The 1,544-nt window shown below is 41.1% G+C and carries 1 pseudogene; it reads right to left on the bottom strand.

Going from position 1 to position 1,544, the window contains the following annotated elements:
* Positions 1-69 precede the first annotated feature (69 nt).
* Positions 70-1,417, bottom strand: a pseudogene (locus tag FU659_RS34880) (transposase).
* Positions 1,418-1,544 lie beyond the last annotated feature (127 nt).

Here is a 1,544-nt window from a genome sequence, read left to right as displayed (position 1 = left end):
CGCACTTTTAAAAAATCATAAAGAAACAGAATTTCGATGATTTCTTAAAAAAACGAATGAAATAGCTAATTATGCTACAGAAAGTTGTAGTTGGGAAAGCCGATCAACTGCCAGTTTGCAGGCGTTGTACGCAAGATGAACCAAATCAAAATGGACTTTAGCTTTCTTCCCTGTACAATGGTAAATCTGATTCAATAGAAAATAACCTTCAAGATAGGCGTTTACGCGCTCAACGGCACTTCGTTCCTTATAGATTTCAGTCCATTTCATCGAGCCTCTTGCCGGTACCGTGTAGCGTCTCAGGTCATCTGTAACTTCTTTTTATAAACCTTTTGACAAAGGCTGTCGCGGGCTAATGGACATTCTTTACATTCGATTGGTCGTGTATATTTTAATGTTCCATATTTTGTATCATAGCTGTCGTAACGATAACTATGCTCTCGCACACATGTTGGCGCGAAGTGCTTATCGAAGCCTATTGGTTCAGGCTCATTTTTCTTATTGTATGCTATGACAGACTGGGCTCCTATACGATGAACTTGTTCATAAATAGGGTAGTAGTCATAACCGGCGTCCATTGTCGTCCTCTTGATTTCTAAAGAAGGTAAACGGGCGTGGACCCCCTTCAATAAAGGAATTGCAGCTTTTCCATCGTTAAGACTGCCAGAAGAAAACAGCGATTGAAGGATGTATTGGCTTTTCGTCCCAACGGCTAGATGGCACTTAAATCCGAACCAAAAGATATTCTTCCCTTCGCTATTCTTCTTCACCCCCCATTCAGGTTGAATGGGTACAGCGGAGCGAAGTTCCTCGAGTGGTACATCCAGTTGGTCTGCAATTGTTTTCTCATAGAGTGGAAGATTAGCTTCTTTCTCAGCCTGCTCAAGGAGCCACTGTTCACGTTCTTCTTTCTTTTTACGACCTCTTTTCTGAGGTTCCTTTTTAACCTTTTCTGTTTGAATGGAGCGCGGTCACGTGATTCAACATGGGTTGCATCAATGGCTATTGTTGTATCTGAGACAAATCCTTCCGATATTGCCTGGAGAAGAAGACGCTCTTGAACAATTTCTAACGCGTCTGATTCACTAATTAACGTGATCATACGCGAATAGGAAGCTTCAGATGGAATCTCATCCGATACTAAGAATCCACAATCAACCTTAAATCGTAAATCCGTAGAAAGACGCTTCACAAGGTCCTTAATGAATGGGATACGCTCCGTGATTCGAATAATCAACGAATAGATCATCGCGGAGTAATTAAGTGATTGTTTTGGTCCAAATCGCGACCTTTTCATCACAACATCTAGGATTGGATGAATGTCAATACCGGATAAAACCGAATTAAAACGTTGGGTAGGTTCCAAATCGAATAAAACTTGCATGTCAAACAGGCTTTCTTGTCGTATAATGGACATAGGGGTATCTCTCCAGTCTGTTAATGTGTGTGTCGTAACTCTCATTATACAGGATTTGGGGAGGTACCCTATTTTTTTGTCGTTTTAAACTTAGAGCCCCAAGGGCTCAGAGATATGAAATTGATTC

This window comes from Paenibacillus sp. N3.4 (assembly GCF_008017805.1).
GTDB lineage: Bacteria > Bacillota > Bacilli > Paenibacillales > NBRC-103111 > Paenibacillus_E.
This window is presented reverse-complemented; position numbering and strand designations above follow the sequence as displayed.